General features: G+C 72.9%; 7 protein-coding genes. 2 read left to right on the top strand and 5 right to left on the bottom strand.

All coding sequences use genetic code 11. From position 1 onward, the window contains the following. Positions 1–500 (top strand): transposase (locus G6553_RS20320; RefSeq protein ID WP_207620078.1); only part of this gene is annotated, 500 nt, incomplete at its 5' end. 816 nt (positions 501–1316) lie between these two features. Here the strand turns inward: G6553_RS20320 and G6553_RS20315 are convergent. The 4 genes from G6553_RS20315 to G6553_RS22330 form a co-directional block, all read right to left on the bottom strand. Then, the gene (locus tag G6553_RS20315; RefSeq protein WP_166196908.1) at positions 1317–1463 is read right to left on the bottom strand and encodes a hypothetical protein; all 147 of its coding nucleotides are present in this window, start codon (positions 1461–1463) and stop codon (positions 1317–1319) included. A gap of 67 nt (positions 1464–1530) precedes the next feature. Further along, the gene (locus G6553_RS20310) at positions 1531–3027 is read right to left on the bottom strand and encodes an exopolysaccharide biosynthesis polyprenyl glycosylphosphotransferase (protein ID WP_166196906.1); all 1497 of its coding nucleotides are present in this window, start codon (positions 3025–3027) and stop codon (positions 1531–1533) included. A gap of 117 nt (positions 3028–3144) precedes the next feature. Beyond that, positions 3145–3837: a LuxR C-terminal-related transcriptional regulator gene (locus G6553_RS20305; protein ID WP_166196904.1), complete on the bottom strand. Its 693-nt coding sequence runs from the start codon at positions 3835–3837 to the stop codon at positions 3145–3147. After that, positions 3834–5258, bottom strand: coding sequence for a HAMP domain-containing sensor histidine kinase (locus G6553_RS22330; RefSeq protein WP_166196902.1), 1425 nt, complete (start codon positions 5256–5258; stop codon positions 3834–3836). The genes G6553_RS20305 and G6553_RS22330 overlap by 4 nt, the downstream gene beginning before the upstream one ends. A gap of 441 nt (positions 5259–5699) precedes the next feature. Here G6553_RS22330 and G6553_RS20295 point away from each other — a divergent pair, with 441 nt between their 5' ends. Further along, positions 5700–6395, top strand: coding sequence for a helix-turn-helix transcriptional regulator (locus G6553_RS20295; protein ID WP_166196900.1), 696 nt, complete (start codon positions 5700–5702; stop codon positions 6393–6395). A 236-nt stretch (positions 6396–6631) separates the two neighbouring features. Here the strand turns inward: G6553_RS20295 and G6553_RS20290 are convergent. After that, positions 6632–7733, bottom strand: a 1102-nt coding sequence (locus tag G6553_RS20290; RefSeq protein WP_166196898.1) for a ScyD/ScyE family protein, incomplete at its 5' end; no start/stop codon positions are given.

Genomic DNA, 7733 nt, shown 5'->3' with positions numbered 1-7733 from the left:
AGAAGGCCGACCGAGTGTCGGGCAGGTTGGTAGTCCGACGCATCCCCGACCTCAACCCGAAGTCGTCTGATGGGCAGGAGACGCTGTTCGACACCTGGCGGTTCCATGCCTTCTTCACCACCACCGACCCCACCGTGCTGGACACCGTCGCAGCCGACAAGACCCATCGTGGGCACGCGGTCATCGAGCAGGTCCACGCCGACCTGAAGAACTCCGCGTTGGCGCACCTGCCCTCTGGCAAGTTCGCGGCGAACGCTGCCTGGCTGGTCCTCGCGGTGATCGCGTTCAACCTCACCCGCGCCGCAGCGACGCTCACCGGCCCGCGATTGGCACGAGCGACCACGGCCACGATCCGCCGCAAGCTCATCACCGTCCCGGCCCGCCTGGCGTCCTCCGCCCGGCGAATCACGCTGCACCTCCCGCGCGCCTGGCCATGGGAACCCGACTGGCTCCGACTCTTCGGCCACGGCTGCGGTCCGCCCACCGCGGCGCCCACCTGACCAACCGCCGAGCGATCGGCCCGCCCGGACCCTGAGTGGAACCACCTGACAGCGAGGTCAGGCCCCCACCCCTGCGGTCATGCCGCCAGCGACAACCTCAGCCAGCCGGGACCCGTTGCCGCTGCCGGTCGGTGGATCCGGGCTTAGTGCCATCCGCTCATTCGGCCCGGAGTGCTTTGACGCATCCCTAGCGTGGGACCGGGGTGGCTCTGACTGTCCCGTGCTCTGTCCGCGAGCGTTCGTTAAGCCGCTGCCTCGAAAGGTTTACGAGGTCCGGGGTTGCAACTGCTGAAAGTCCAGAGGTTCGCGCGCGTTGCAGTCGCTGTCATCGCCACGGCGGTCGGCATCGCGCTCCGCGAACGAACCGCCGATCTTGAACGCCGCCGAGCCGAGGACCCGCAAAGCCGACAGGCCCGTAGGACTTGAGTCCTGCCGCGTTTATGTCCCGGAAACCCCAGCGTGAACCGTCCAAGAAGAGCGTGAGGCGTCAACACCGACGAGGGCCTAGATAGCCGCGTCGTCGGTATCCGCGCAGGTCACAGCGCACATCGTCAAGAACCGTCGAAGGACGCCGGCCGGACAACCTCCACGCGCCGGATGTCAAGGGGTCGCAGGTTCAAATCCTGTCAGCCCGCCCGAGAAGCAGCGGACAGAGGCCGTTCCCGCCGGTGGCGGGGGCGGCCTCTGCCGTTGACAGGTCCCGGCAAGCGCGCGTGGGTTCTTGGACCCTCAGGTGGTCTCCTGCGGACCGGTGGTCCGCCTTGATCGAGGCCGGCGGGTCAGCCGACGCCCCTGGGGAAGCTGCTGTCGAGCGCCTCAGCTGCGGGAGAGTGCCGCCTCCGCCGCCTCGCGCTCGAGACGGCGGAGGCGGCACTCCAAGGCGGCCTCGCGTGCGTTGCGGCGGGAGAGCGCCTGCGTCGAGGCGAGGGCACGACGGGTCCAGATGAGCGGCCACGGGGTCACGCGGACCAAGGTGACACACGCCACTAGGGCAGTCGTCACCCAATTAGGGGACGTCCGCGGTGACCGGTCAGTAGGCGCCGCGGTGGGTCACGACCGCGCCCACGGTCCGCCACAGGATGCTGAGGTCCAGACCCAGCGACCAGTTGTCCACGTACGACAGGTCGAGCCGGACGGTCTCCTGCCAGCTGAGGTCCGAGCGGCCGGAGACCTGCCAGAGACCGGTGATCCCGGGGCGCACCGCGAGCCGTCGGCTGGTGTCCTCCTCGTAGGCCGCGACCTCCTCCGGCAGCGCCGGTCGCGGCCCCACGAGCGACATCGACCCGAGCACGACGTCGAACAGCTGGGGCAGCTCGTCGAGGGAGTAGCGGCGCAGGACAGCACCCACGCGGGTGATGCGCGGGTCCTGCCTGATCTTGAAGAGCACGCCGTCGGCCTCGTTCACGAGGAGCGCGGGGTCGAGCGGCTCGGTGCGCATCGTGCGGAACTTGTGCATCGTGAAGCACGCCCCACGGCGCCCGACCCGGGTCTGGCGGAAGATCACGGGACCGGGGGAGTCCAGGCGGACCAGCATCGCGACGCCGAGCAGCAGCGGGGCGAGGAGCAGCAGCGCGACCAGCGCGACGACCCGTTCCACGACGGCGATCGCTCGGCGGGTCTGCGCACCGTGGCGCGACGGGCGCACCTCGAGGAGGGGCTGACCGTCGACGTGCCAGGTGGCGGCGCGGGTCGGGGAGACGTCCAGGGGCCCGGGCGCTAGCAGGAGACGGCAGCCGGTCGTCTCGAGCTCCCACTGGAGCCGGCGCACGAGCGTGGGGTGCTCGTCACCGCTGGGCACGACGACGACGGTGCGAGCGCCCGTGCTGGCCGCGACCGCGGGGAGGTCCGCGAACCCGCACCGGACGGCCGTGACCGCTTGCGCGGCGTCGCCGTCCTCGATACCGGGGCGCTGCTCGCCCCGCTCCCGCTCGACGATCCGGGCCTCACGGACCACGGCGCCCGGCTCGCCGCGTCGGAACGCGTCGGTGACGTGTCGCGTGACCACGGGGGAGGCGCCCGCCACCAGGATCGGGGCCGGCACGGACGCGGGGCTCACCAGCCGTGCGGCAGCCACCGGGAGCGCGAGCGAGCAGGCGAGCGCCAAGGCCTGGCCGGCGGTGTAGTTCGTGCCGCTGGACAGCGCGAGGGGCAGCACCCGGCCCGGCACCTCGGCGGCCACGCAGCCGGCCAGCGCGACCAGGGACGCGGGGCGTGCGACGGACCACGCACGCTCGAGGCGGCGGCGGCGACGGTGGGACGGGTGGACCTGGTCGGGCCGGAGCGCCACCGCGCACCACAGCAGGAGCGTGCACGCGACCACCTGCGGGTGGGGCCCCGTCGGCGCCAGCACGAGGACCACCGCACCGAGCAACGAGGCGACCAGGTCACGGACGAGCGCGACGGCGACGCCCGTGCGGGTCCGTGGGCGGACGACGAGCGAGGGGACCGGAGGCACGTAGGTCGCCGGCGTGGTGCCGAGCGCCGCGGGCGAGCTGGTGGCCTGGAGTGGGAGCAGCAGGTCCGTCACGCCTCGTCCACCTCTCGGTCCCCGCGGAGCCGACCGGCTCCGTCCAACGTCCCGCTCAACGTAGGGGGCTGCCGCCGGGCCGGCATGCCGCAAATCGGGCAAGACCAGGGGCCGTTCTCAGTGATCGGGGGTCGCCCAGCCCACGTGGTGGGCGAGGCCGACGGCCGCGAGCTGGGAGGACACCTCGAGCTTGGCGAGAATCGACTTCACCTGGGTGCGCACCGTCGCCTCGGAGACCACCCCCTGCTGAGCGATCTCGCGCACGGTCCTGCCCTCGACCAGCAGCCCCAGCACCTCGCGCTCGCGTCGCGTCAGTCGCTCGAGCCGCGCTCGCGCCCGCTGCTTCTCGCCGCGCTGCTCGCGCCACGAGTGCAGCAGCGCCTCCCGTTCCGCGACGTCCATGACCACGGACCCGCGGCTGAGCTTGCGGACGACCGCGAGGATCTCGTTGAGCGGCTGTGCCTTGCTCATGACCTTGCGGGCACCGAGGTGGACGCACTCGCCCCAGCGGGCCCGGCTCGAGGAGGCGGTGACCACGACGATGTTCAGGCCGGCCGCGGCAAGGGGTGCGATGAGGCGTGCCCCGTCCCCGAGGTGGCCGAGGTCAAGGTCGAGCAGCACGATCCGCGGGCGGGCCGCCAGGACGGTGGCCTGCACCGAGGCCAGGGAGCTGTTGGTCCCGCGCACGGAGACCCGCCGCACCTCGTAGTGCTCCATGGTGAGCGCCAGGTCCAGGGAGTCGGCGAACAGCGTGTGGTCCTCGACGATGGCGACCCGCGCGGGGGGCCTGCGGACCGTGGCACCCGTCATCGTCCGCGGTCCTCCCACGGCTGGTGCCTGTCAGGCAGCACGGCCACCAGTCGGGCGCCGGGACCGTCCGGAGCGAGCCGGAGGTCGCCGCCCTGCTCGACCATCAGCCGGTGGGCGATGCTCAGTCCGATGCCCTGACCGGTCGAGCGCGCTCCCCGCCTGCCCCAGGTGAACAGGTCGCGGGCCATCTCCGCAGGGACGCCGCTGCCCTGGTCGGCGACGGTGATCTCGATCCCCGCGCCGGTGTCGTCCACGGTGATGTCGCACGGGGTGCCGGCGTGCTGAGCGGCGTTCTCGAGCAGGATGTTCACGACCTCGGCGATGTCGTCGGGCCGGCAGAGGGCCTTGACCCCCGTGGGTCGCCAGGTGACCGTGCGTCCCCGCGCCCGGTGCGCGGTGACGACCGGCTCCAGGACGCGGTCGAGCTCGACCTCCTCGGGTGCGATGACCGGCCGGCGGTCCATGAGGCGTTGCAACCGGGATGCCTCCGCGTCGATCGTGCGTTCCAACGCCCGACGGCGGTCGGGCGGCAGCGCGATCTGGGTGTGGAGCAGGTGGGAGGCGTTGGCGATGCCTGCGATGGTCGCGCCCAGCTCGTGGAGGCGAGCGCGGTCGTGCCGGACATCCGCCTCGAGGTGCTCGAGCCGATCGTGCAGGCCGCGCACCGTGTTGCCGTGTCGCCGAGCGAGCACCTGGAAGAGCCGGAACGCCGCGTCCAGCAGCACAGCGGTGCCCACGACCGTGCCGACGATGGCAGCGGTGTTGCCCGGCCGGTCGAGGGGGCCCGACGAGATGGCGAGCCGGCTGAGGGCGAGCAGGACGATCGCCAGCCCGATCCTGGCGCGCAACCACATCGGGCTCCGCGGCAGACGCACGAGGAGCAGCGCAACGGCGACCTGACCGCAGAACAGGACGATCGAGGCGGCCCACAGCGCCAGATCGTCGAGGCCGAGGGACGGCAGCTGAAGCACGACCAGCCGGGCTGCCGTGGCGAGGACCCCGACGGTGAGCCCGGTCAGGAAGGGGTCGAAGGGCAACGTGCGACGGGCCGCGAGCACGGTCATCGCGACCAGGAGCGCCTGCAGGCACAGGTCGACGCCGATGAGCCAGCCCGTGTGGTGGGCGACCGCCTCGGGACGCGCGATCCGCACCGCCGCCTGACCGATGCCCTGGGCACCGACCAACGTGACCGCTGCGGTCAGCCAGCAGGTCGTCGGGTTCGCAGCCAGGCGGCAGCACACGTAGAGCACGACGCCGGCGATGAGCACGGATGGGTAGAGCACCACCTCGTGGGTCAGCGCAGCACGGTCCATGGTGCGCTCGCCCGGCGCGATCCAGCTCACGAGGGCGAGCGGCAGTGTCACCAGGCACGCCATGACCAGGACGTTCCAGGCGCTGGTGGTCGTCGCCTCCGTCCTCACTCCCCACCTCCGAGATCCCCCTGGCAGTGACGGTAGGTCCCGCTTCCCCGCCCTCGTCGCACCGCCACGCCTGAACGGGAGGTACTGGTGATCGACGTCGTAGCTGCGCGCGGTCATGCGCTGCACCGTCGTCGTCAGCGGGCACCGTGTGGCCCACATCTCATTTCCCGTACCCGATTGTGGGGACGTCGTGCGGCGCAGCGTTCCCCACGTGGCAAATTTTCCCGTTTCGAGAGCGCCCGGCAGGACGGCGGGACGATCGGGGCGACCGGGTGTCGCCGCCGTGACGACGCGGTCGTCTCACCAGATCGGGGGAGGTTTGCCCGGCAGCACGCCGCTCCGGCTCGCCGTGGACAACCGTCACGTCGACGGCACCGTCCAACGGTGCCACCACGTCACGTGGAGCCGCGACAACGACGTCCGGAGGGAGACGGTCTCGTCATGGATGCGCATGCGCAGCCCGTCAAGCCGTCGAGCGTCCAGGTGCTCGCTGAGCACCAGCTCATGGGCGAAGCCGTCGCGGCGGCGCTGAGCAGCCGCGGCCGGCCCGTCGCGACCTCCCGGTGGCGCTACGGCCCGGTGCGTGCCAGCGGCCCGGGTCCCACCTCCGCACAGGCGGTGGTCAGGTCGGGCGTCCTGGTGTGCGAGGTGGAGGACCCGCTGTCCCTGGCCGCGGCCTGTGCCCTGGTCCGACGGGACGCGCACCGGTGGCTCGTGGTGGCGTCAGGTGCCGGGAGCGCCCGTTGGGGCGCACTGCTGGCTGCGGGCGCCGGAGGCGTGCTCGACGCGGCCGCCAGCATCGACCAGATGTACGGCGCGCTGGAAGCCGTCGAGGCGGGTGACGACGTCCCGGCCGACGAGCTGCGGGACTCTGCCTTGTCCCGGTGGGCCGCCGTGCCGCCGGAGGAGCGCCGGCTGCTGGTGCGGCTCGAACGGCTGACGCCGCGGGAGCGTGAGGTGCTCGCCGGGTTGCGGGCGGGCCAGTCGGCGGCCGTCCTGGCCTGGAACCTCGACATCTCGATGTCGACCGTGCGGTCACAGGTGCGGGCGGTCCTGCGCAAGCTCGACGTGAACGCGCAGCTGGCGGCGGTGGCGGTGGTGACCCGCCTGGAGGGCAGCTCCGCGCTACGCGCGTGAGGCCCGGCCCCACCAGCCGTCCGTGGCGACCGCTCGTCTGGGCAGGCGCGCGGCCGAGTGGGGGGTGGCAGCGCTGTGCACGAGGGCGCTCGGCGGTGGGGCCGGGCACCTCCGAGGATGCTCAACCCCACGGACGGCGTCATCATCCAGGTGAGGGATCCTCGGTCGCGTGCCGGCCGCGGCCGACACGCGGACTGCGCCCGGCCCGAGGCACGGGCCGGGCGCAGCGAACGGGCTCAGCCGAGCCAGCGGCGCCAGGCGGCTCCGTGCCGTCCGTCGTGACGCCGGTGGTGGCCGACCGCCTGCAGCGTGCCCGGGCCGAAGATCGGTCCCGCCACGTAGAGGTCACCGGCGACGTCGATGCCGCCCGGCAGCCGGAAGGCACCCGGCATGATCTCGCGAGGCTCTGCCCCGGCCCGGCGGAGCAGGTGGACCGAGCCGATGTCGGCGCCCGGCGGCGGGGTCTCGGCCTCGATCGCGAGCCAGCCGAGCTTCGACAGGCCGGCGGCGTAGATGCCGTGCTTGCCCGTGGCGAGGTCGACTACGGACGTGAGCCCGTCGGCGTACCGGGTGCAGGGCCCGGTGGTCGGGGCGGCCGGGTCGCAGGTCGCGCCCGACGCGCCGCGCTCGATCCGCCAGACCTGCGAGGTGCCCGGAGTGGCCGGGAAGCCGCGCAGCTCACCTACGTACCACGCGCCGTCACGACCGACGGTCACCGAGGTCGGCACGGCCTCGGACGGCACGGCACTGCCCGCGCCGGGCAGCCCCGGCGGGACGGTCACGGTCCGCGGGAGGAGCCGGGCGACCGTGGTCACCTTGCCGTTGCGCCTGACCCGGAGGAGGTCGTTGCCGGCGGCGTCGGCGACCAGGACGGTGCCGTCACGCAGGGCCGTGAGGCCGAACGGGTTGCTCTCCGTCGGGTTGGACTCGAGGTCGGCGGAGTCCGGGTCGGCGACCTGGTGCGCACCGATGTCGGCGACCTCGCGTACGGCGTCGTACCACGGACGCCACTTGAAGAGCCGGGCGGCCGTGTCGTCGTCGGCCGTCGTTCCCGGGTCGTCGGCGGTGGTGAGGAGCCAGACGGTCCGGCCACGGCCGAGGGCGATCGCCGGAGCTAGCGAGCTGGTCACCTGTCCGAGCTCGACGACGCGGGTCCGCCGGGGTCCGTGGCCCCGGCCCTTCTCGACCACGAGGCTGAAGGTGCCGTCGGCCTCGGTGACGAGGGTCATCCCGCGTCCGAGGGCGTCGACGCCCCGGGGACCGTCGAGTCCGTCGACGACCGTCCTCAGGTGCACGTCGGGCGCTGGGTCGGGGTCGCCGCCGGGGTGGGCGCCGGGG

Origin of the sequence: Nocardioides sp. IC4_145 (assembly GCF_011250565.1) — a bacterium.
In the GTDB taxonomy this organism is placed as follows: Bacteria; Actinomycetota; Actinomycetes; order Propionibacteriales; family Nocardioidaceae; genus Nocardioides.
The sequence above is the reverse complement of the archived record's forward strand: the minus strand, read 5'-3'. Positions and strand labels throughout refer to the sequence as shown.

What these genes read in the sequence shown, in the direction of transcription:
- G6553_RS20295 (WP_166196900.1), top strand. Translation starts at nt 5,700, where the DNA reads ATGGATGCGCATGCGCAGCCCGTCAAGCCGTCGAGCGTCCAGGTGCTC.
- G6553_RS20305 (WP_166196904.1), bottom strand. Translation starts at nt 3,837, where the DNA reads ATGACGGGTGCCACGGTCCGCAGGCCCCCCGCGCGGGTCGCCATCGTC.